Origin of the sequence: Muribaculum gordoncarteri (assembly GCF_004803695.1) — a bacterium.
Taxonomy (GTDB): Bacteria; Bacteroidota; Bacteroidia; order Bacteroidales; family Muribaculaceae; genus Muribaculum; species Muribaculum gordoncarteri.
On the sequence record NZ_CP039393.1, the window covers coordinates 2,792,467 to 2,814,759 of the forward strand.

Below are 22,293 nucleotides of genomic sequence, written 5' to 3' on the forward strand. Positions count from 1 at the left end.
GAAATTGATTTATTAGTCTTGTTGTTCCCAAACATCAAGATTATGAATCAGGGTAAGTATGTTTTCTCCCAGGTAATTGAATTTATACCGCGTTACCAGTTCGATAAGCTTGTAAGGCTGTATAAAGGAGATTGGCATGTAAAGAATCTCAACAGTTACAATCACCTCCTTCATCTGCTCTTCGGACTGTTGACGGGCTGTGATTCGCTACGAGACATCTGTCTATGTCTGGAGGCCCATTCAAAGATGCTATATCATCTCGGTTTTCGGAAAACAGTCAACCACACATCTTTGTCGCGGGCTAACGAAAGTCGGGACTATCGAATTTTTGAGGGACTGGGAATTTATCTAATAGGATTGGTAAGACCCATGTATTCAAAGGCTAAACTATCCGAGATAACCATAGACAACGTAATCTATGCGTTGGACTCCACAACCATATCAACCAGCATAAAACTTGCGACATGGGCATTGGGCAAATACAGCAAAGGCGCTGTAAAGATGCACACATTGCTTGATTTGCGTGGAAGCATACCGGCAAACATTCATATTACCGATGGAAAATGGCATGACAGCAACGAACTTGACATGCTTTCGCCGGAACCATTCGCATTCTATGTGATGGACAAGGCTTATGTTGACTTCAAGGCTTTGTTCAGATTCCATCAGTCACAGGCATTCTGGGTATCCCGTCCGAAAGAGAACATGAAGTTCATGACAATCGGGCAAATGGAAATCCCCAATGCAAAGTCAGGCATCATAGAAGACTCCCGTATTCGGGTAACCGGATATAAGTCGAGTAAACTCTATCCTGATGACATGCGGTTTGTACGAGTATATGACCCGGACAATGACACAATTGTGGATTTCATATCCAATAACTTTGAAATCAGTGCCTTGGAAATATCCAATCTCTACCGCCATCGCTGGGATATAGAAGTTTTCTTCAAATGGATCAAACAGAATATTGTCGTGAAGACCCTTTGGGGATTTTCCGAGAACGCGGTAAAAATCCATCTTTGGACTGCTGTCATTGCCTATCTTACGGTAGCTCGAATAAAGGCCGATTATAAAAGCTGCTATTCTATAACCGAAGTGGCGACCCTTATCAGAATCTCTGCTTTGGAACGTGTCGAGTTACGACAACTTCTAACCAAGCAAGACTTGTCAACCAATTCAAATCAAAATGTCAAAGATATCTCTTTATTTGATGATTTCTAAACCAACGCGATTTTATCGCACCAGTAGTAATTACCAATAAATAATATCAATTATCAACTCATGAAAATACGTTACATAATCCTAAGCGTAATCACATTGATTGCATCGCTCTCGGTAAGCGCAAAAGTACGTTATGTGTTCTACTTCATCGGCGACGGTATGGGCATGGGCCATGTAAACACCACCCAGTACTACAACCGCATGGTGCTCGGCAACGACACTCCGCTGCTCATGATGCAGTTTCCCGTAGCTTCACAGGCTCAAACCTACTCCGCATCGGCACCCATCACCGACTCGGCCGCAGCCGGTACAGCACTGTCAACCGGAAGCAAGACACGCAACTACACCATAGGTCTTGCTCCCGACACCATACCCCCCCTCATCTCAATAGCACGCAAACTCAAGGACGACGGATGGGGCGTGGCCGTACTATCGTCATGTGCCGCCGACGATGCGACCCCCGCGGCATTTTATGCCCATCAGGTCGACCGAAACATGTTCTATGAAATCAATCTTGACGCTGCAGCATCGGGCTACGACTTCCTCGGTGGAGCAAGCCTGCGTGGGGTGCGCAAACCCGAACAGGCCAAGGAGGTTTACTCCGCTCTTAAGAAAGCCGGATATGCAATAACCCACAACCCCGACAGCGTTACGCTCTTGGGTTCCGACCGCGTTATGCTCCTCGCCGACCCCGACAAGCGAGGCAACGACAACTCCATAGGCTATACGGTCGATTCACTTCAGGGGGCAATGACAGTGGCTCAAATGACTCAGGCCGCTCTCAACCACCTCATGAAGCAGTCGCCCGACCAATTCTTCATGATGGTCGAGGACGGTGAAATAGACCATGCTTCCCACGCCAACGACGCCGGAGCTGCAATAAAGGATATACTAAGCTTTCAGGATGCCATAAAGGTGGCCTATGACTTCTATAAGCAACACCCCGACGAAACACTGATAATCGTGACTGCCGACCACGACACCGGCGGCATGGCAATCGGAAGCCGCACCAACAGAGTAAACCTGAACCTCATCGACTCACAGCGCATAAGCAAGGACAAATTCTCGGACTACTGTCGCTCGCTCATTCGCAACAACGAGTCAATGTCATGGGACGAAATGAAAAAATTCCTTTCCGACAAACTCGGATTCTGGACCACGGTACCCATCACCGAAAATGAAACCAAGGACCTGCAGGTGCTCTTTGACAAGGCAATCGTGGCTCGCGAAAGTCAGGACCAAAGAACCCTTTACAACAACTTCAACCAGTTTGCCGTAAAGGTGTTTGACCTGTTCAACTCACATGTAGGCACAAGCTTCATAAGCGGCAACCACACTGCCAATCCCGTTCCCGTATTTGCCATAGGAGCAGGAGCCGACAACTTCAAGAAGGCACTCAACAACATCGAAATCCCATTGTTGATCTACGATTTGACACGCTGATCAGTGCTTGTCGACACCGATACCAAGGAGCTCTGACACATAAGGCGTAGCCTTTATTGTCAGGGCTCTTTCCAGATATTCACGCGACTGTGCCATGTCGCCCTTCTGCCGGTAATAGTTGCCGAGCACAAGCAGCGCGTCATAATTATCGGGATGCAGCTTCAATATTTCCTTATAGGTGGTTATGCCCTGCTCCTCATCGCCTGAAAGCATGTATCCGTAGGCCAGATTGTTCATGAAGGCTACATTGTCGGGAGCCCCCGACAGCATTATCCGGCTATAACGTATTATCTCGGGAGCGTTACATCGAAACACGTAATAGCTCAGGAGTTGCTTCTCGATGCTTCGGGTGAGCCAAGGCTGACGCTCCTTCACAAGCAAAAGGAAATTCTCATATAACGACGACTGACCGATAGAGAAACTCACTCTCCTGACACCCTGAAACACCGAGTCAAGCGGAATCAACTGCGATTGGGCGCGCTCCAGAAGCGACATCTCATAGTCGGGCAAATTACGCATCCCCGCCGTCACTATGGCATGGGCGTAGGTGTCACATACTTTCGCACTATCCTCTATCATAAGCTCGTACATTGCCGCAGCATTGGTCCATTCGCGATAATGAAAAAATCGCGCCGCTTTTGTGGCTATTGCATCATAATCGCGCGTAACGGCAGCATTGGCCGATGCACAACCCACCAGCAGCACAACGGCCATACACAACTTCATCGTGTCGTTAAATGAAAATTTCAACATCTTATAATTTTGTTTTTCAATTCTCTTGATTATCTTTGTAAAGTAAACAATTAAAATTCATAAACTATCGAATTATGAGAACAAAATATAAGCGCATTTTGCTGAAACTTAGCGGTGAGTCACTTGCCGGAACTCAAGGTCACGGCATCGACACGGTGCGCCTTAACCAATATGCCGAGCAGATAAAGGAAATTGCATCACAAGGTGTGCAGATAGCTATCGTGATAGGAGGAGGCAACATTTTCCGCGGACTTTCGGGCGCGTCAAAGGGTTTTGACCGCGTAAAGGGCGACCAGATGGGAATGCTCGCAACCGTAATCAACTCCCTTGCGCTGAGCAGCGCCCTCGTGGCAATAGGACAACCCGCACAGGTGTTCACTGCCATAAACATGTTTCCCATCGGTGAGCACTACAGCAAGTGGCGTGCGATAGAGGCGATGAACAACGGAGCCGTAGCCATCATATCGGGTGGCACCGGCAACCCCTTCTTCACTACCGACACCGGTTCGGCACTGCGCGGAATCGAAGTCGAGGCCGAGGTTATGCTCAAAGGAACCCGCGTCGACGGCATATACACCGCCGACCCCGAGAAGGATCCCACTGCCGAAAAGTTCTCGGAAATAACCTACGATGAAGTCTACACCCGCGGACTAAAGGTGATGGACCTCACCGCTACCGCACTTTGCAAGGAGAATCACCTTCCCATAATCGTGTTCAACATGGACTGCCCGGGCAATCTTGCCAAGGTGCTTGCCGGCGAGCCCATAGGCACACTCGTGTATTAAGAATAAAATCAATAACTACATAAATCATTAAAACTATGACCGACGTAAAGACCTACCTCGACCCCGCCGAGGAAAAAATGGAAATGGCCGTGGCATATCTTGACGAAGCACTTGCCCACATTCGCGCAGGAAAAGCCAATCCCAAAATTCTTGACGGAATCCGCGTGGAATACTACGGAAGCGCAGCTCCTATTTCCAATGTGGCCAACGTAAGCGTGCCCGATGCCCGCACAATCACCATCACTCCATGGGAAAAATCGATGTTCAAGGAGATTGAGAAAGCCATCATCAATTCCGAACTCGGAATCACACCCGAAAACAACGGCGAGGTAATACGCATCTCAATCCCGCCGCTTACCGAGGAGCGTCGTAAAGCACTCGTGAAGCAGTCGAAAAGCGAGGCTGAAAACGCCAAGGTATCGGTACGTAACGCTCGCCGCGATGCAATCGACGGTCTTAAAAAGGCAGTGAAGCTCGGAATGCCCGAGGATGTCGAGAAGGATGCCGAAGGTTTGGTTCAGAAGCTCCACGACAAGTATCTCAAGAAAATCGATGAGCTTTTCGCCGCCAAAGAAAAAGAAATTCTCACCGTATAACGATTTTTCAATCCTGAACGAGGGCACTGACTTCCACGGGAGTTATTGCCCTCTATCTTTTTTTGAGTACTGCTCAACGATGCTGCTTATTAGCAACTTTTAACTGTCATGGGCGGCATTTCGGCGCAAGGCAGTCACTATCTTTGTATCGTAAATCAACAAAAACACTTGACAACAATGAAAACAGGCGACACCATCCCCACTCTCCTCGGAGTCAATGCCCAAGGGCAGGAAGTAAAGTCAACCGACTTTGCCGGAAAGCCCCTGATAATCTATTTCTATCCTAAGGACAACACCCCCGGCTGCACGGCCGAGGCTTGTTCGCTACGCGACGGCTACGACTCATTGCGCAATCTCGGTTACGAGGTGATCGGAGTCAGCAAGGATTCGTCGGCAAGCCATGCAAAGTTTGCCGAAAAATATTCACTCCCCTTTACCCTCATCAGCGACCCGTCGACCGAGCTGAACCAGGCATTCGGAGTGTGGCAGAAAAAGAAAATGGCCGGACGCGAATACATGGGTACCGTGCGCACGACATTCATCACCGATGCCGACCACCGCGTGACCCATATAATCAACAAAGTCGACACCAAAAACGCCGCCGCGCAGATAATGAAGCTGCTCGCCGAAAGCCAACAGTCATAAACCCTTAAAAACGCTCAGCACTACATGGAAAAGCCCAAGAAAGCAACAATAAAGAAAAACGACCCCGCACAGGAAGCCGCAGCCGCCAAGCTCAACGCCCTGTCGCAGGCAATGGAGAAGATAGCCAAAAACTTCGGTCGCGGAGCCATCATGAAGCTCGGCGACGACAATGTGGAGGATGTCGAAGTGATTCCAACCGGCTCGATAGGATTGAACTTCGCCCTCGGTGTGGGAGGATTCCCCCGCGGACGAATCACCGAGATCTACGGCCCCGAATCGTCAGGTAAAACCACGCTCGCAATACACGCAATCGCCGAGGCTCAGAAACGTGGCGGAATAGCCGCAATCATCGATGCCGAACATGCATTTGACCGCTTCTATGCCGAGAAGCTCGGTGTCGATGTCGATAATCTGCTCATTTCACAGCCCGACAACGGAGAGCAGGCTCTCGAAATCACCGAGCAGCTCATTCGTTCCTCGGCAATCGACATAATAGTCATCGACTCGGTTGCAGCACTCACTCCCAAAAGCGAAATCGAAGGCGACATGGGCGACCGCAACATGGGACTTCAGGCCCGCCTTATGTCACAGGCCATGCGTAAGCTCACCGGAACCATATCGCGCACCAACACCACCTGTATATTCATCAACCAGCTCCGCGACAAGATAGGCCAGATGTTCGGTCCCTCCGAAACGACTACCGGAGGTAACGCGCTGAAGTTCTACGCATCGGTACGCGTCGACATACGCCCCACCACCACCATCAAGGACGGCGAGGATGTACTCGGACGCCACACACGTGTCAAGATTGTAAAGAACAAGGTGGCTCCCCCATTCAAGCGTGCCGAGTTTGACATCATGTTTGGCGAAGGCATCTCAAAGTCGGGCGAGATAATCGACCTCGGCGTGGAGTATGGCATCATCAACAAGAGCGGTTCATGGTTCAGCTACGGCGACACAAAGATAGCCCAGGGTCGCGATGCCGCAAAGCGTGTGATTGCCGACAATCCCGAACTTGCCGACGAACTTGAAGCCAAGATTATGGAAGCGATGAAGGAAGCCGCCGAGAAAGGCAACAAGTCGGGGAAAGCCAAAATAACCATAAAGACCAAGAAAGAAGAGGCCGCCCCCAAAGCAAAGGAGGCCGATGAACTTGAACTCGACTTCAACGATGAAGAGTTTCCCGACGACTTCTCTATAGAAGAGGACGCACAGGACGATTAAACGACACTACTTTACTACTACATCATAAGGTCGAAGCATCTATTGATGGTGCTTCGACCTTTCTGTATATGTACCGGTCAGTCACCCAATGTGAATCGCAATCCTACGTTTAGATTGAAGTTAAGAGGCCGTTCGCTGTAGATTGTTTCAACAGGCGAACCGTTGTCGATATAACAGCTTACGCCCGGCTCGGCATAGATGCCTAACGCGCGTGTGATGTTGAACTGCAATCCTGCCGAGGCATTTACCGACCATTGCAGAGGCTTAACCTTTACATCCTCTTTCTCGGATTGTGTAGCGTGATTGTCAAGAATAAAATCCCTTTCTATTTTTCCCGAAACACACTTTTCAGCAAGCACTCCGGCCGAGGCATAGAGGTCAAATGAACGCCAGGACAGCACCCGGTAACGTGCATTTACAGGCACTCCTATATAGTGCAGCTTCTGCTGCCCCGCGATGTAGTGGCTTTCGCTTCCGTACTTCAGGTCGGAGGTTAGAAGCGTGTACAACAGGCCGCTCTCGATTGACAGGCGATCGTTGATGCGATAGGCAAATGAAAGTCCCGTCCTTACCGGCAAACGATGTTTCACTTCATTGGCCACATCTTGTCCCTGATTGAACAGAAGTATACCGAGCATGGGATTATCCTCCCATGACGCCTTGTCGGCACCAAGTACACCGGTGACTTTTCCGGCATATTCCAGGCGGTTATTCGATAAGTTGGGACTACCCGATGTAAACACTCCAAGCGACAAGCGTCCAGAATTTGCATCACAGCGTTTTGTCGCGCTCATACGCCTGTTGTTGTATATCCGGTCGGATTTCTCATCGTTTACCTTCGGAACCGGCCGACCTTCCGGCTTGGATTCGTTAGTCGTTGACTCGCCCTTATCGTTACCGGCAACTTCACCGGAGCTTTCAGGCTTGACCGAATCACAATCATTTCCATATTCCGGTATTATTTCGGTTGACATTTCAACCGGAATATATGATGATTTATGTACTGCCGGTGGTACAGTCGGCGATGAACACAAATCGGGTTCTATATATGTTGATGATAAAAGTTTGTTTTCAGCATTGCCGGAAGAGGTGCCGGCGGCTTGTGTGATTTGGTCGGTAGAGAGGTCGTCGTCATTGCGCGTAATCAGCACAACAGTCGTAACGGCAATAGCGAGCATGGCAGCAATGCGGATGGCTCTTTTTATCCATATAGGCATCACGTGGCGTGACGCTTCAGGCATCGGAGCGGCGACATTGCGTCGCAGGTCGTCCCAAAGGCCGTCAGGCTCGTCGACCTCAAAGCTTGACATTTTGTCATGTATGTGTTTCAGCCATTCCTCTTTCATAGTGGTGCAAATTGTAATTATTTCTGATATTGCTTTATTTTCATGGCAAGCATGGCCTTTGCTCTGAAAAGCTGTGACGCCGAAGTGTTAGCTTTTATATTAAGCATCTCCGATATTTCCTTATGGCTCTTCCCTTCGATTACGAATAGATTGAATATCGTGCGGTACCCGTCGGGAAGTTCCCTGATGAACCGGTATATCACTTCGGCATCCATGTCGTCGAGGCGCGGATCCTCGTAGGGAATTGATGCCTCGGCTTCGGTTATTTCCTGAAAATCTAATCGGCTGTTGCGACGTATGAATCGCAGCGTTTCGTTTATCACGATTTTCGTGAGCCATCCTTTTAAAGAACCTTCGCCCCGATACTCGAATGTATCGATGGCCGAGAATACTTTCATGAAACTTTCCTGCAGAATATCCTTTACATCCTCGGGATTGATGATATAGCGTGAGCACACAGCCGTAAGATAACGAATGTGAAGTTTATAGACAGCTTTCATGGCAGCAGTATCACCTCGGCGGACACCACTTACCAACAATCGTTCGTTGTCGTTAGCATTCACTGTCATTATCTTGAATATCGGCTTAAAGGAGAATAGGCGGGATTCCGATGAGATGGGAATCCCGCCTGCCCACGCTCCAATTATCGGGTTTTCACTTTATTGTTAACGGAGAATTCCCGAATTTTCTTGTACAGGCTTTTACTTGATGTTAATGTCGCTGAGCTGTTCGACAAGCAATTGCGGCTGCTTGCCGTCGCGCATCCTCAGGCTGAACTCCGATGTCTTTTCGCCCGAGAACGACTTCCAACGCAGTTTTATGCTTATAGTGCCGTTAAGCTCGGGAAGGCCGTTGAGATTGAATGCGATGAGTCCGTCGCCCCACTCTCCGTTAGTGTCGCCGTGAGCATTGTGACGCAGTTCAAATTCATGGGGATTTTCGGGATTAACTCCTGTGAGCAGGTTGAGCTCGTGTACTGCCGACGGATTGTTCCAACGTGTGCGCACACGCAGGGTTAAGTATCCGTCCTCGGCAACTGTAACCCAGTCACGCATAATCTCCACGGGGTCGTTACCGAATTTGGAATCATTGATGTCGGTCGTCGGCACAGGGCGCTTCGTGCGTATACTGTCAAGCCAGTTTACGTAGACCTTGCGGAAGCTGCCGCCATTTTCAGGAGCCACGGTTTCCGAGAAATTCACAAGCGCTCTCACTTCTTTCTTGCCATAAGGCGACTTAGCCATATTTACGGGCTGAAGAATAGTGTTGTCATCGAGATGCATGATGAATGATTCGTCGTCAGCCGGTTCTACTGTAACCAAGGCGGTGGGATGATACATAGCCTTATCGTCGTCATCGTCCAAACATGACTGGAATGTTACGGCCAATCCCACAAAAAGAAGCGGAGTGATGAAATGTTTAAATTTATTCATGTCTATTGTATTTGATTGGTTGTTCTATTCATTAAATCACAATGTCCCGGAATTCTTGCATCAAACAGCTATTTTTTTTCAACCGAATAATTGCAACCGAATCCCCCAAAGCAGGTTTAATTATTTTTGACAATTATATTCCATTACCATTATGTCCAAATTCGTAACTTTACATTAGTTCAAAAACATTTTATTTGGCATGAAGAAAAAAGGTACATTTGTATTAGCGGCTGCGATATTAATCAGCAGCATGATAAGTTGTGGAGTAAAGAAAAACGACCGGCCGGATGAAGAAATTTCTTCCAACGGCATGGTCCTGGACTCTGTTGAAATCTACGATTCCATAACGGCCAATGGGAGCTGCAAGGCTTTGTGCAAGATAAGCGTTATGTACCCCACAGGCGATAACACAGTCGATGACTCGGTGAGAGCCTGGATAGCCGACAGGCTGGCATATTCTTACAAAGACAATTCGACACCTTCATTCACTATAACTAAGGAGATGCAGAACAATGTGCCGGAAATGGCAAAGCTTGCTTGCGACTCGTTACTTAACTCGTCACGCCGCGATTTCAACAGCATGAAGGGATTCAGCATCAACTACACTTTCGACTATTCAATCGACACCGTGTATACTGCACCATCATATATTACCTACTGCTTCAACAGCTACTGCTATCTCGGCGGAGCGCATGGAGGCTCTATGTTCCAGCCCGCGACATTCTCCAAGGCCGACGGAACAATGTTGACATGGGACAACACGATAAAGCGTGACGATGAGCCGGCCGTTATCGCCATGATAAAGCGGGAACTCGCCAAGCAGTTTTTCACGCCTGAAAGCGGATGGACAATGGATGACGGACTGATCGTAAGCCCCGACTCGATCAAGCTTCCCGTGACACCGCCGCTATTTGATGCCGAAGGGCTGGTGGTGACCTACCAGCAGTATGAAATATCGCCCTACGCTGCGGGAATGCCGTCATGTGTGCTGCCGCTTGACTCAATCGCTTCCAGCCTCACCCCTACCGCCAAGGCCACAGTTATGCCCGACGACGCATCGACCCGATAGCCAGCGACATTAGAGCCGGTTCGACAATAAATGTTAACGGCGGTATTTGCGCATCAGCCACGGCAACATTCGCCACAAATGAATCACGGCGGCTACCGACATAATGATGCCGAGCCAATAGTGCCACAGTCCGAGATTGAGTATCTTCACGGGCGACAACAGCTTGACAAGCCCCGTCAAAAAGACGATTGCAAGCATCACCATCAACACCTGTGAATTGATCACGGTGTAGGGATACTTCACGCTCAAAGCCTTGAATGACTTGATGTAGTTTCCCACATGGACAGCGGTAAGCGCCACCATCACAAAGCCTGTACAGTAATGCAGCATCTTCAACAAGGGACGCGGCTCTATTATTATGCCATGCTTTTTAAGGTGCAGCATTACACCCGTCGTCAGCACCACAACAAAACATAGCACCAACGCGCTGTCAATGATAGTCTTTAAGTTCTTATTCATGACTGAACGTTTACGGTTATTGTCATAACACCCGATTGCCCTGAATTGATTTATGCAGAACATCGGTCGGCCACTTTGTATCTATCGGACGGCCCGAAATTTCTGAAATATAAATAAATGCACTATCTTTGCAAATCGAAATCACATCATTTATTACGACATGTCAATAGATAACATCATAGCACAAGCCGTAGCGCATGCCGTGAAGGCTCTGTACGGAGTCGATGCCGACCCGTCGTCGATAGTGCCGCAAACGACCAAGAAAGAGTTTGAAGGCAATCTCACAATCGTTGTTTTCCCCTGGGTAAAGGCCGCACGCAAGTCGCCTGAAGCAGTAGGAACCGAAATAGGCGACTGGCTCGTTGCAAACGAACCCGCCGTCAATCGATTCAATGTCATCAAGGGATTCCTGAACATCGTAATCGAGCCTACCTACTTCACTTCGATGCTGCGACACATCGAGGAAACCCCCGACTACGGATTCAAGAAAGCCGATGCCGACAGTCCGCTGGTAATGGTTGAGTATTCATCGCCCAACACCAACAAGCCTCTCCATCTCGGCCACATTCGCAACAATCTCCTCGGCTACAGCCTTGCACAGATACTCAAGGCCTGCGGCAACCGTGTCGTAAAAACCAACATCGTCAACGACCGCGGAATCCATATATGCAAGTCCATGCTCGCATGGCGCAAGTGGGGCGAGGGCGCAACCCCCGAATCGACCGGAAAGAAGGGCGACCACCTCATCGGCGACTTCTATGTGCTCTTTGACAAGCACTACAAGGCCGAACTGAAAGAGCTCATGGATAAAGGCATGACTCAGGAAGAGGCCGAAAAGGCATCGCCCCTGATGCTTGAGGCGCGTGAGATGCTGCGCCGCTGGGAGCAGAAGGATCCCGAAATACGTTCATTGTGGGAGATGATGAACAACTGGGTGTATGCCGGATTTGACGAAACCTACAAGCGACTCGGAGTCGACTTCGACAAGATATACTACGAGAGCAACACCTACCTCGAAGGAAAGGACAAAGTGCTCGAAGGTCTTGAAAAAGGCATCATGTATCGCAAGGACGACGGCTCGGTGTGGGCCGACCTTACCGATGCCGGACTCGACCACAAGCTACTTCTGCGCAGCGACGGCACTTCGGTCTACATGACCCAGGACATAGGCACCGCAAAGCTCCGCTACCAGGACTACCCCATCGACAAGATGATATATGTCGTAGGAAATGAGCAGAACTATCACTTCCAGGTGCTATCGCTGCTTCTCGACCGACTCGGCTTCAAGTGGGGAAAGGACCTCGTGCACTTCTCCTACGGAATGGTCGAGCTCCCCGAGGGCAAAATGAAGAGCCGCGAGGGAACAGTGGTCGACGCCGACGACCTGATGGACGAGATGATACAGGGCGCACGCGAAGTATCGGCCGAACGCGGAAAGGGTGACTTCACCCCCGAGGAGGCCGACGAGATAGCCCGCATCGTGGGCATGGGCGCGCTCAAATACTTCCTCCTCAAGGTTGACCCGCGCAAAAACATGACCTTCAATCCCAAGGAGTCGATCGACTTCAACGGCAACACAGGTCCTTTCATCCAGTACACCTACGCACGCATCCGCTCAGTGCTCCGCAAGGCCGCCGAAGCCGGATACACCGCCACTGGCTACGACATGGTCGAGCCCAACGAGAAGGAGATATCGCTCATCCAGCACCTCGCCGACTTCCCCGCAACGGTAGCCGAGGCCGGACGCATCTACTCGCCCGCTCTCATAGCCAACTATGTCTACGATCTCGTGAAGGAGTACAACCAGTTCTATCACGACTACACTATTCTTAACGAGCCCGATGCTGCAGTGCGCGCACTGCGACTCGCTCTGAGCCAATGCGTGGCCGGAGTCGTGCGCAGTGGAATGTCGCTGCTTGGCATCGAAGTCCCCGAAAGAATGTAATTTAACTTATTTAACACCTCTGCGATGCCACTTAATCGCAGTTATGCGTTATCTCTCTATACAACAATTATTATCAATCATGAACAATTACAACCTCAATTCCTACAACAATCAGGCCCTCGACAGTCACGTGTCAGGCGTCATGAAGCGCGTCTACGTTAAAATGTTCCTGGCCATGATTGTAACAGCGTTAGCTGCATGGGCATGCACCGTTATTCCCGGCATAGGCATGTTCCTGGCAACCCACTCATGGGTCTACTGGGGAATCGCCATCCTTGAGCTGGTGCTCGTGTTCAGCCTCTCGGGCGCCATCAACAAAATGAATTCAAGCACCGCGTCACTGATATTCTACCTCTATTCACTGCTCAACGGTGTAACGTTTGCCTTCATTTTCATGGCCTATACCCCGGTGTCGATCTTCAAGACATTCGCCATCACAGCTGGTGTATTCGGCGCCATGAGTATCTACGGCTACTTCACCGAGCGTGACTTGACCAAGATAGGCTCATTCCTTACAATGGCCATCATAGGCTTGTTCATAGCTATGATTGTCAACATCTTCTGGGCCAACTCAACACTTGAATGGATAGTGTCGATAGCCGGTGTGATCATATTCGTAGGCCTCACAGCCTGGGACACCCAGAAAATCAAGCAGTGGGCCGAGAGCGGAATCGGAGCCACCGACGGTCGACTCGCAACCATAGGAGCGCTCACACTCTATCTCGACTTCATCAACCTCTTCTTGTTCCTGTTGAGATTCTTCGGAGCCTCATCACGCGACTAAGAGCTCGGGATTGCATCCACCACATCACAGCACCATTGAGCCCACATGCGGCTCAACGGTGCTGTTGCATTATCGGGCTCGATTGTCATATTTCCATAATACCGCACCATCCCTTACCCGCAAAATGGATGAAATGAAAAATTTTTGCGATTTTTCAGGCGAAACTCTTGCATATATCAAATTACGTGATTAACTTTGCACTCGCAAAACGGCAGAGGCCGCGAGCATAATCTCTAAAAAATATTGGTGCGTTAGTTCAGTTGGTTAGAATACATGCCTGTCACGCATGGGGTCACGGGTTCGAGTCCCGTACGCACCGCTGAGGAGAGAGGAGAATGAGTATGCGTCAAACCTTCGGGTTTACGTTTACTCATTCTTTTTTATGCCCCTACACCATCCCCGGAAGTGCCAAGACCCAAGACTAATTGGGGCTAATTGCAAAAAAGTTGTTCCGTTTGGCACATCTGTCAGAGAATCTCGGCTACGGACTCAGTAAACTCAAACGTTGGCAAGAAGTAACGGGTCGACCTATACACATCGAAACAACTATCAATTCCGTCAAAGTAACATTTGACCTCCAAACGCGCGAAACGGGAAAGTCTGATGTCGCCACCAAGACAATTGAACGCGAACTCGCCGCACTCTCTGACATAGTACATTATGTCGGCTCTAAGAAAGGCGGCCACTGGGAAATGATTAGCAATGAATAAGCCAACAGTATGGATAATAAGTGATTTATCAATACGATTATAGCAACATATCCCAATGTCACGCTTACATATTTAAGCCATATCCACAAATAGCTGAACATTTCATCGACTTCTCAACTTTGTTTGAGAATTTTATGTAAATTTGCTGCCTAATAAAGTTCAAAATTTATGCCAAACCGAATCATTACATCGATGTTTTGTGCCGCCGTTGCGATAGCAGCGATAGCGCAGACCGAAACGCCCGACAGCACAATTACGCAAGAGCCCAATGCCATTATCGGCCGTCCTTATAAATTATTTGACACAACAGCATTCTGCTCTTACTCAAGTTTTCACCCTTCACAGTATCTTACTGATAATAATTGGGATATTCTTTGCGCGTTTGTTCAGCCAGGAACTGTCGCCAAATTAGATTCGCTCGGCATACCGTATAGCAAAAGTCAGTTAAGGCTGCTTGAAGTCGGAGATTTGCTTTCTTCAAACAAAGGAGTTTATACGACCTCAATGAATATCTTTGGGAAATCCGAAACTACCGATATACGTAAACAATCTAAAGAGTTTGCCGACAGTATATTCCCGGAGATAGAGCCGGAGATAAAGCAGCTTATTTCTGATTTTGCCAAAGCCGGATATTCCAAACACACTTATAGTCTTATATTCTCGTATCTTCTTGACTCATACATCTGGGATGACGAGCGATTGGGCTCTCCCGTGAATTGCGAAGATCATGGCACTTGGTCGGGCGCATATTGGGCGATGTTTGAAAGCCGTTTACACGATAAAATTGGCACAAATGGCTATGGTCCGGTACTACAGAATTGGACAGACAATCTTGGATATTGGCTAAATTCCAACAAGCTTATTTCATTTGCGCGAGAAGTAATCAAGACCAAAGGCGGCCGCATTGAGAATCAAGAAGTGATAGATGCTATAGCCGGATGGGGGCTGACTGACGAAAAAGGCAATATTCTAATCCCTGTATTGCATAAAAACAACAATGATAATATAGATAATTTATGTAGGAGCATTACAAACAAATTAAGCGATGCCATTAAGAAATACTGCTCCGCATGGCATACAGCACATAATATTTCGTCGGAACGAGTTGGTCAAATTATGTTCTATCACGAAGTGATGTGGGACTTGCTTGATATACTTGAGTCAAAAGGAATGATTGCAATGCCTGCAATTCTCAAAGGCGAAGAGGTGGGCAAACAACATTTTGGCGACATCTGCTTTATCGTAATTGATGATTCCGAACAAGAATAAACGGACAAATAATCCGACACAAAATCAACATATTACACACAATCCATCACCTTAAATGGCCTAATTGCAAAAAAGTATGCTGAAAAGTGCTATATCGCCCATTGCTGCAAAGCGTTACACACTCTCAAAGCTTTTTGGCAAAGCTTATTGCTGCCGAAACCGGATGTGCGAATATCGACCGCTCTGTCCGGCAAAGGAAGAAGCGTTCTAAGAGCTTCATATTTCCGGGTTAAAACTCCACTTGCTTGGTGTAGTTTTTGCTGTAACATCGCATAAATCCAATTTTATTGTAGTATGGCAATTTGGTTTTGTCGCAAAAATATTATAAATTTGCGACAAAACCATTGCAAATATCAAATGCAATCTATTGAGGACAGAATAATTACAAGCATATCAAAGCGCGGAAGAGGCACAATAGTATCACCTCTCGATTACGCAGGATATGGCGATTCAAAGGCCGTTCAAAAAGCCTTTGAACGGCTGGCTGTTTCCCAAAAACTTATAAGGGTGGCACGTGGTATATATTGTTATCCCAAAATTGACAAGGCTTTGGGATTGGGTGTGCTTTATCCTACCTTTGAAGAGATTGCCGCTGCTATTGCCCGGCGCGACAAGGCGAAGATTGTACCGACCGGGATATATGCGCTAAATAAACTTGGGTTGTCAACACAGCTGCCTATGAATGTCGTTTACCTTACCGACGGCTCATCTCGTAAGGTAAAGCTTGACGGAGAAAGGGGTATTCAATTCAAGCATACGGCGAAAAAGAATCTGGCATTTCAAAACGATTTTGCCATGCTCCTTACATTCGCACTCCGTGAAATCGGAGAGAACAATCTTACAGCTGAACAGTTGGCGCATGTGCAGGAGTTGATTAAGAGCGTACCAATTGAAACTATAAAAAAGGATTTTGCTCTAATCCCGGCATGGATTCGTAAAATAATACTTGCATCCTATGAATAAGTTTCTGACACTTACCGAGGCTCAACGCCGCACTGTATTTGAACAGACGGCGATAAGAATCAAACTCCCCGTCGCCTCTATCGAGAAAGACTTTTGGGTGACAGAGATACTCAACATTCTTTTCTCGCTGCCATACGCTGACAAGATGGTATTCAAGGGTCGCACATCACTTAGTAAGATATGGGGTGTTATCCGACGGTTTTCTGAGGATATAGATATTGCGATTGACCGCAGTATGTTCGGAATAGAGGGAGATGTCACAAAGAAACAGTTAAAGAAACTTCGTAAAGCCTCCTCTATATTTGTGAGAGATACATTTGCCAACGACCTCATAGCGACAACAGAACAGACGGGATTGAGCGATTTCGTTACCATAAAAGCAGACCCGGATGGAGAAGGCGATGCCACATACCCGGAACCCCGTCAGATTCATATAATCTATAAATCGGTATTGCCTTCCGGCACAAATCCATATCTACGCGATGAGGTGTTGTTGGAAGTGGGAGCGCGCTCATTATTTGAACCGACCGCTAAAGCCAAGATTGAATCATTTGTAACCGCAGCCTACCCGCATCTGACATCAAACGACAAGGAAATTCAGGTCGTCACAGCCGTCGCTGAGAAAACATTTCTTGAAAAGGCGTTTCTATTGCATGAGCTGTTCACGACCGAGGGTTGTCGTAATGCCAACCGCAAGTCAAGGCACCTTTATGACCTGTACAAGATGCTTGAAGCCGGTATTGCAGACATGGCCATCCCAAATAATGAACTATGGGAAACCATACGCCACCATCGGGAAGTGTTCACTTCAATTCGAGATGTTGACTATACACCGGATGTTCGCAAACGGATTGCCCTCACTCCCCCTGAAAGCGTCATAGAGGACTGGAGAAACGACTACGACACAATGGTCGCGAACATGATTTATGAAGATAAAGTTCCAACATTCTCCGACATCCTTGCAGGTGCAACAAAAATAGAAAGCAAATTCAAAACACTCTAACTGTATGTGTTTTCATCTACAGAACATCAGCATATTACATACAATCCATCACCTTAAATGTCCACGCTGCCGAAAACATGAAGGTAGGGCAATAAAAAAGCGGGTTCAGATTGGAATCTGAACCCGCTCGTGGGTGGAGTATAGCGGACATGAAATATTAGTAAAATATAGATTTATATAGCATCTATAGTATAATACAATAGATTGTGGAATAAGTATTTAAGTAAAGGGATGTAAAATTTAAGTAAATTAGAAATTCTTTGATTTATTCAAAAATTGTATGTAAATTTGTATGGGTAAAACAAAGGTGCTTTACCTTAAATAATCTCTCCGAATATGGATAAGTACAAACATCGCGTTAGCTTCCGGTTGGAGAAGCGAAAAGACAAAGAAGGCAATTATGCTACCGAACTCCCCATCAACGCCGACATTACATTCGGTGGCAAAAGAATATGGTACTATACCGGATATAAGATAGCTCCATCAAAGTGGGACGAAAAAGCCCAACGTGTAAAGCGCAATAATTTCAATTCAGATAACATTTCTTCGACAGACATCAATTTGCGCCTTGGAAAAATAGAAGCCGCTGTTGATACGGCTTTCGGGCAATTAGAATTGCTTGATGAGGCTGTTACTCCTGCTACCGTCAGGGAGGAATTGAAGCGGGTGCTTAATGAAGAGAAAGGAACACGCCTTACCATACACCAGACATATCAGTTGCTTATTGACGAAAGGGAAAAGGAGATAAAAGAATCACTATCGACAGCACAATGGACTGTAAGTACATTGAAGAAACATAAGACGATGCTGCGTCATCTGACTGATTTCCGTTGTGGACTGTATTTTGAGGATGTAAATGACGATTTATTGGCGAAATTTGAGTTATTCCTTGTTGGCAAAGGGCTTGCCAACGGGTATGTCAGTAAGTCAATGCGTGATATACAGACGTTCCTAAATTGGGCCACAAGGAAAGGTTACAACAAGAGTACAGCCTATAAGACGTATCAACCGAGATTTCGTGATGAAACAAAATCAGACTCCACAGTAAATCTATTCGCTCTTACAGAGGAAGAATTGTTGGCTATCATGACATTTCCGACCCATAGATCGGCTATAGATAGAGCAAGAGATGTGTTTTTGTTTTCTTGCTTTACCGGGCTGAGGTTTTCTGATGTGATGAATTTACGTTGGTCCAATATCAAAGGTGATATAATTGATATTACAGCGAAGAAGACAAGTCATCGCCAACGGTTTGCGTTGGCTACGGAGGCTTTGCGTATCATCGCTAAATACCCAAAGTCGCCCGATGAGACCGATCCTTGCGTTTTTCCTCAAATCTCCAATCAGAAGTATAATGCTCACTTGAAAGAGGTTGGAAAGTTGGCAGGCATGACAGGCGATTGGATTACAGAGAAGCAAAGCGGTAGGGAAAAGACAAGAGAAGTTCGTCCAAAATATGAATTGCTTACCTCCCACGTTGCCCGGCGCACATTTGTGACGATGTGTCTGCGAAAAGGAATGTCGCCTGAAGATATACGCGCCGTCACAGGACATACTACCGCCGACATGATGATGAAGTATGTGAAGTTCGACGATGAAAGCAAGCGCGAGAAGATGAGCATACTTAATGCGAATCGTCAACAAGAATGCGAAACCGTATTTGATTATGGAGTCAGCACCGAGGAGCGAATGAAACTCGGCATACCAGAACAATCAGCATACTTTGAATTGTTTGAGGGCGATACGTCATCCGTAACCGCACACCTCGCACTGCTATTTCATTTTCGCAAGGACTTTGACCGCAGAGCTACATATATGAAGCGTTTGCCAAATAATAAATTCAATGAGGTTATTGAAGTTATAATTGGTATGGAAATATCCTGATTGTGCTAATTCTGAGTATATTTGCAAAATAAATGTCAGAATTTCTAAAATGAAAATTATTTATGAAAGATAAAAATGGTATTGAAATTACTTTAGGAAAATTAGCCCGTTATATAGGTGATGGATGGAACAGCATCGTTGATTACATGAGGATAAGGAGGAAACACCCAATACCATCAGATCCGAACTATATACTGTCGCTTGAGGAAATAAAAATTATTTCTCCAATAATATATTTCCAACTCATGCATGGTAAATTTGAAATACCATATTTATTTCAAATAGATATAGCAGAGTTGGAAGAGGAGTTAAATCTTGAGATAGGTAAAATGTATTACTCCGATAGGACGAATAAATTTTATTTTTATCGTGGATGGAATAGCAGTTATTTTATTCGAGAAATTAGAGATTTCAAATTTACATTTGAAATTGCTTCGTCGTGTGGCCAAATTGTAAGAAGATCACCATTTAATTATGGAGAAAGTTCTTACGAAGGATTATTGATTAGCAATATTAAGGAATTAGAATTAAAAGAAGCTGATTGTGTTTACCTTAATTTAGGTGATTGTTATTATAGTCCCGATAAAAGATTGAATATCCGATACACATGTGGAGGGTTGATTGGAACTTATCATTTTGAAAATGAGTGGGAGGAACTTGTAGTATTGTCATTTGAGGAACTCAAAAGGTTGATACCAATCGAGTCCTATAATCGGATTAAGCTCAAAGATATAAAGGTATATGTATATGAAAATATGAGAATCTCTGTTTTTCGTGAGTATATTTCAGGGTATTACAGAGGTGAAGATAGTGGAGCCAGATATCCAGAATATGATGAAGAGTTTATCTGTCAATATGATTTGGTGTCCTTAAAAAATGAACATAAAAAAACAATACAAGCTATAGCAAATGGATTTAATAACATAATAACCGGAGAGCATCCATTCTATAAGATTATTTTATCTCATCCAGAATTATGTACAAAAGGTGAACCAACGCATAATATGTATTATCAATGACATTAATGGATGTCGGTGGGAATCCAACATTGCATAGGTGAGAGATAAGAAACTACTTTTCAAAAGGTAAAGCTCCATTTAATAAATCCTTAAACCTAAGAGAAAAATTTGTTGCCATTTCTAAGTCCCCATGCGTTGTAGTTATGACTTCATCATTTTTCGTTTCTGCATTTGTACTCCAATTATAGGAACCATGTAGAACAACTTGATTGTCGATTACGCAAAATTTATTATGCATTTTCCCCCCTCCACTTCCTCTTTTCTCAAATACAGGAATATCGGTTTCGGGAAAATATTTATGATTAGTGTAGTCTCTGTTAAGTAAAATCTTTACATCCACGCCGGCATGATATAATTCTTCCAATTTATTAACTATTACGATATTGCTAATCCATGCAACTGCAACCCAAACAGAGAGTTTTGCTTCACTTAAGGCTATAAGTATATCATTTTGTATTTTAGTAAACTTAGCCTCATTTATAATGTCATTGTTGTGATATACTATATCACCACTTATGCTATATATCCCGTTACACTCTACAAACGAATATCCATCATGCATGATTATTGGATTTATAATGTGGATACATTCTTCAGGCGAAGGACTATCTTTTACGACAGCCTCTAAAATCACTCTCAAAGCATCCGAATCATTTAATTCTCTTAAATGATGAATTGTAAATTCTTTGCGAGAAGGTCTTTGTCCATTTGCTTTATTAATTGATGGCAGCCCTTTTTCATCATATACCTCTCTGTAACCCCCATACTTATTAAACAACATGACTAAATCTTTACCTTTACGACGAAGTGAAGGTGCATCATCACCATTTACAATAGTGTGAAGTTCTTGAATTGATAACTCCGAAATTTTCATGGCTTTAAACTCGTTTTAATCTGTGTTCCATAATGCGTCATAATCACCATCATAGGCATCCATTTTGTCATAGGATGGGTGATAGTGGTTGATATAATCTCGTGGCCTTTCGGTTACTTCAATATTAGGCCAATACACTGATACTGGATTTTCTTTAGACAATAGCTTATAGTGTGCTTGCGCATGACCCTTCGCGTCTTTGTCTGTAGATTTCGTAGTTACTAATATATATTCAACCCCCGTTCCATAAAATGGATATATAATTCCATATTGTTCAGTATTCTTAACAAAATTACCTCGAACGTCGATAATTGCTCGATTGATCCTTTTATTTTCATATCCAGTACATACTAATGCGTGGTGGGTATCATATCCCCATATTCTTTGAAATTTACCGAATGGTACAATTATAGCATTAGTAATGATATTAACTACACCCCATTTATTCTGTGTATTTTTAACAACAAAAACAGCATCATTAATATTTATAGGAGGAATTATTTCCTTGTATTCAATTGGAAGTAGTATATTTAGGTTTTCATCAACTATTCCGACTCGGTCATTAACTCTTACTAAAAATATGTACGTTGTTCTATAAGCGCCACTTTTATCATATTTACTATGGGCTCCTACATAGACGAGATCATCCACCTTATCAAAAAATAGCTGTGCATTCTCAGCCTTCTTTTGATTGAACACGCATTCAAATATTAACTCGTATATTGACAACTTTTTATATGTATAGTTAGAATATACACTACAGGTAAAGTGGCCAATAAATTTCTTCACTTCTATCATATCCAGTATTTAGTTGAGCAAATTTACAAATAATATCTTGTTCAATAGGTATTTCTGGCGTTTTTATATT

The 22,293-nt window shown here is 45.6% G+C and carries 21 protein-coding genes, 1 tRNA gene and 1 pseudogene; 16 read left to right on the forward strand and 7 right to left on the reverse strand.

The window, feature by feature from the left end; all coding sequences use genetic code 11:
- Positions 1-42 precede the first annotated feature (42 nt).
- Entirely contained in the window at positions 43-1,221 is a 1,179-nt protein-coding gene (locus tag E7746_RS12200) for an IS4 family transposase (RefSeq protein ID WP_136409686.1), read from the forward strand.
- A 60-nt stretch (positions 1,222-1,281) separates the two neighbouring features.
- Positions 1,282-2,664, forward strand: a complete 1,383-nt coding sequence (locus tag E7746_RS12205; RefSeq protein WP_136410985.1) for an alkaline phosphatase — start codon at positions 1,282-1,284, stop codon at positions 2,662-2,664.
- Here the strand turns inward: E7746_RS12205 and E7746_RS12210 are convergent, their stop codons facing one another.
- Positions 2,665-3,417: a tetratricopeptide repeat protein gene (locus E7746_RS12210; protein WP_136410986.1), complete on the reverse strand. Its 753-nt coding sequence runs from the start codon at positions 3,415-3,417 to the stop codon at positions 2,665-2,667.
- Positions 3,418-3,491: 74 nt separating this feature from the next.
- On the opposite strand from E7746_RS12210, the gene pyrH reads away from it, so the two are divergent.
- The 4 genes and pseudogenes from pyrH to recA form a co-directional block, all read left to right on the forward strand.
- Positions 3,492-4,202, forward strand: a complete 711-nt coding sequence (gene pyrH / locus E7746_RS12215) for a UMP kinase (protein WP_123394723.1) — start codon at positions 3,492-3,494, stop codon at positions 4,200-4,202.
- A 35-nt stretch (positions 4,203-4,237) separates the two neighbouring features.
- Positions 4,238-4,798 (forward strand): ribosome recycling factor, encoded by a 561-nt coding sequence (gene frr / locus E7746_RS12220; RefSeq protein ID WP_123394724.1) that lies wholly within the window; start codon positions 4,238-4,240, stop codon positions 4,796-4,798.
- A 177-nt stretch (positions 4,799-4,975) separates the two neighbouring features.
- Positions 4,976-5,443 carry a thioredoxin-dependent thiol peroxidase gene (gene bcp / locus E7746_RS12225; RefSeq protein ID WP_135946866.1) on the forward strand — a complete coding sequence of 156 codons (468 nt, stop codon included), beginning with the start codon at positions 4,976-4,978 and terminating at the stop codon, positions 5,441-5,443.
- Between the two features lie 24 nt (positions 5,444-5,467).
- Positions 5,468-6,502: pseudogene (recA, locus tag E7746_RS12230) on the forward strand (recombinase RecA); the annotation flags it as partial.
- Positions 6,503-6,744: 242 nt separating this feature from the next.
- On the opposite strand, the gene E7746_RS12235 reads toward recA, so the two are convergent.
- The 3 genes from E7746_RS12235 to E7746_RS12245 all read right to left on the reverse strand — a co-directional run bounded on the left by E7746_RS12235 (position 6,745) and on the right by E7746_RS12245 (position 9,446).
- The gene (locus E7746_RS12235; RefSeq protein WP_123394727.1) at positions 6,745-8,013 is read right to left on the reverse strand and encodes an outer membrane beta-barrel protein; all 1,269 of its coding nucleotides are present in this window, start codon (positions 8,011-8,013) and stop codon (positions 6,745-6,747) included.
- Between the two features lie 17 nt (positions 8,014-8,030).
- A complete protein-coding gene (locus tag E7746_RS12240; RefSeq protein WP_123394728.1) occupies positions 8,031-8,582 on the reverse strand; it encodes an RNA polymerase sigma factor in 552 nt (183 codons plus the stop codon).
- A 132-nt stretch (positions 8,583-8,714) separates the two neighbouring features.
- On the reverse strand, positions 8,715-9,446 hold the full coding sequence (locus E7746_RS12245; protein WP_123394729.1) for a NigD1/NigD2 family lipoprotein: 732 nt from the start codon (positions 9,444-9,446) through the stop codon (positions 8,715-8,717).
- A 199-nt stretch (positions 9,447-9,645) separates the two neighbouring features.
- On the opposite strand from E7746_RS12245, the gene E7746_RS12250 reads away from it, so the two are divergent.
- Complete coding sequence (locus E7746_RS12250; protein WP_123394730.1) at positions 9,646-10,515, forward strand: RsiV family protein; 870 nt, start codon at positions 9,646-9,648, stop codon at positions 10,513-10,515.
- Between the two features lie 33 nt (positions 10,516-10,548).
- On the opposite strand, the gene E7746_RS12255 is transcribed toward E7746_RS12250, so the two are convergent.
- Positions 10,549-10,974 carry a DUF4405 domain-containing protein gene (locus E7746_RS12255; protein ID WP_168184383.1) on the reverse strand — a complete coding sequence of 142 codons (426 nt, stop codon included), beginning with the start codon at positions 10,972-10,974 and terminating at the stop codon, positions 10,549-10,551.
- Between the two features lie 160 nt (positions 10,975-11,134).
- Between E7746_RS12255 and argS the strand changes: the two genes are divergently transcribed.
- The 9 genes from argS to E7746_RS12300 all read left to right on the forward strand — a co-directional run bounded on the left by argS (position 11,135) and on the right by E7746_RS12300 (position 20,551).
- Positions 11,135-12,919, forward strand: a complete 1,785-nt coding sequence (gene argS, locus E7746_RS12260) for an arginine--tRNA ligase (protein ID WP_123394732.1) — start codon at positions 11,135-11,137, stop codon at positions 12,917-12,919.
- 79 nt (positions 12,920-12,998) lie between these two features.
- Entirely contained in the window at positions 12,999-13,703 is a 705-nt protein-coding gene (locus E7746_RS12265) for a Bax inhibitor-1/YccA family protein (protein WP_136410987.1), read from the forward strand.
- 245 nt (positions 13,704-13,948) lie between these two features.
- A tRNA-Asp gene (locus tag E7746_RS12270) sits at positions 13,949-14,022 on the forward strand.
- A gap of 136 nt (positions 14,023-14,158) precedes the next feature.
- Positions 14,159-14,413 (forward strand): hypothetical protein, encoded by a 255-nt coding sequence (locus E7746_RS12275; RefSeq protein WP_136410988.1) that lies wholly within the window; start codon positions 14,159-14,161, stop codon positions 14,411-14,413.
- A 168-nt stretch (positions 14,414-14,581) separates the two neighbouring features.
- On the forward strand, positions 14,582-15,682 hold the full coding sequence (locus tag E7746_RS12280) for a hypothetical protein (RefSeq protein WP_135946874.1): 1,101 nt from the start codon (positions 14,582-14,584) through the stop codon (positions 15,680-15,682).
- Between the two features lie 294 nt (positions 15,683-15,976).
- On the forward strand, positions 15,977-16,645 hold the full coding sequence (locus E7746_RS12285; protein ID WP_238337188.1) for a DUF6088 family protein: 669 nt from the start codon (positions 15,977-15,979) through the stop codon (positions 16,643-16,645).
- On the forward strand, positions 16,638-17,648 hold the full coding sequence (locus E7746_RS12290; protein ID WP_136410989.1) for a nucleotidyl transferase AbiEii/AbiGii toxin family protein: 1,011 nt from the start codon (positions 16,638-16,640) through the stop codon (positions 17,646-17,648). The genes E7746_RS12285 and E7746_RS12290 overlap by 8 nt, the downstream gene beginning before the upstream one ends.
- Positions 17,649-17,984: 336 nt before the next feature.
- Positions 17,985-19,532: a site-specific integrase gene (locus E7746_RS12295; protein WP_136410990.1), complete on the forward strand. Its 1,548-nt coding sequence runs from the start codon at positions 17,985-17,987 to the stop codon at positions 19,530-19,532.
- 62 nt (positions 19,533-19,594) lie between these two features.
- On the forward strand, positions 19,595-20,551 hold the full coding sequence (locus tag E7746_RS12300; RefSeq protein ID WP_136410991.1) for a hypothetical protein: 957 nt from the start codon (positions 19,595-19,597) through the stop codon (positions 20,549-20,551).
- 52 nt (positions 20,552-20,603) lie between these two features.
- Here the strand turns inward: E7746_RS12300 and E7746_RS12305 are convergent, their stop codons facing one another.
- Both E7746_RS12305 and E7746_RS12310 read right to left on the reverse strand, forming a co-directional pair.
- A complete protein-coding gene (locus tag E7746_RS12305; RefSeq protein WP_136410992.1) occupies positions 20,604-21,425 on the reverse strand; it encodes a phospholipase D-like domain-containing protein in 822 nt (273 codons plus the stop codon).
- Positions 21,426-21,440: 15 nt separating this feature from the next.
- Entirely contained in the window at positions 21,441-22,223 is a 783-nt protein-coding gene (locus tag E7746_RS12310; protein WP_136410993.1) for a hypothetical protein, read from the reverse strand.
- Positions 22,224-22,293 lie beyond the last annotated feature (70 nt).

Excerpts from the sequence above, each read along its gene's own strand:
- E7746_RS12200 (WP_136409686.1), top strand. The coding sequence starts at position 43 with ATGAATCAGGGTAAGTATGTTTTCTCCCAGGTAATTGAATTTATACCG.
- E7746_RS12205 (WP_136410985.1), top strand. The coding sequence starts at position 1,282 with ATGAAAATACGTTACATAATCCTAAGCGTAATCACATTGATTGCATCG.
- E7746_RS12210 (WP_136410986.1), bottom strand. The coding sequence starts at position 3,417 with ATGTTGAAATTTTCATTTAACGACACGATGAAGTTGTGTATGGCCGTT.
- pyrH (WP_123394723.1), top strand. The coding sequence starts at position 3,492 with ATGAGAACAAAATATAAGCGCATTTTGCTGAAACTTAGCGGTGAGTCA.
- frr (WP_123394724.1), top strand. The coding sequence starts at position 4,238 with ATGACCGACGTAAAGACCTACCTCGACCCCGCCGAGGAAAAAATGGAA.
- bcp (WP_135946866.1), top strand. The coding sequence starts at position 4,976 with ATGAAAACAGGCGACACCATCCCCACTCTCCTCGGAGTCAATGCCCAA.
- E7746_RS12235 (WP_123394727.1), bottom strand. The coding sequence starts at position 8,013 with ATGAAAGAGGAATGGCTGAAACACATACATGACAAAATGTCAAGCTTT.
- E7746_RS12240 (WP_123394728.1), bottom strand. The coding sequence starts at position 8,582 with ATGACAGTGAATGCTAACGACAACGAACGATTGTTGGTAAGTGGTGTC.
- E7746_RS12245 (WP_123394729.1), bottom strand. The coding sequence starts at position 9,446 with ATGAATAAATTTAAACATTTCATCACTCCGCTTCTTTTTGTGGGATTG.
- E7746_RS12250 (WP_123394730.1), top strand. The coding sequence starts at position 9,646 with ATGAAGAAAAAAGGTACATTTGTATTAGCGGCTGCGATATTAATCAGC.
- E7746_RS12255 (WP_168184383.1), bottom strand. The coding sequence starts at position 10,974 with ATGAATAAGAACTTAAAGACTATCATTGACAGCGCGTTGGTGCTATGT.
- argS (WP_123394732.1), top strand. The coding sequence starts at position 11,135 with ATGTCAATAGATAACATCATAGCACAAGCCGTAGCGCATGCCGTGAAG.
- E7746_RS12265 (WP_136410987.1), top strand. The coding sequence starts at position 12,999 with ATGAACAATTACAACCTCAATTCCTACAACAATCAGGCCCTCGACAGT.
- E7746_RS12280 (WP_135946874.1), top strand. The coding sequence starts at position 14,582 with ATGCCAAACCGAATCATTACATCGATGTTTTGTGCCGCCGTTGCGATA.
- E7746_RS12285 (WP_238337188.1), top strand. The coding sequence starts at position 15,977 with ATGGCAATTTGGTTTTGTCGCAAAAATATTATAAATTTGCGACAAAAC.
- E7746_RS12290 (WP_136410989.1), top strand. The coding sequence starts at position 16,638 with ATGAATAAGTTTCTGACACTTACCGAGGCTCAACGCCGCACTGTATTT.
- E7746_RS12295 (WP_136410990.1), top strand. The coding sequence starts at position 17,985 with ATGGATAAGTACAAACATCGCGTTAGCTTCCGGTTGGAGAAGCGAAAA.
- E7746_RS12300 (WP_136410991.1), top strand. The coding sequence starts at position 19,595 with ATGAAAGATAAAAATGGTATTGAAATTACTTTAGGAAAATTAGCCCGT.
- E7746_RS12305 (WP_136410992.1), bottom strand. The coding sequence starts at position 21,425 with ATGAAAATTTCGGAGTTATCAATTCAAGAACTTCACACTATTGTAAAT.
- E7746_RS12310 (WP_136410993.1), bottom strand. The coding sequence starts at position 22,223 with ATGATAGAAGTGAAGAAATTTATTGGCCACTTTACCTGTAGTGTATAT.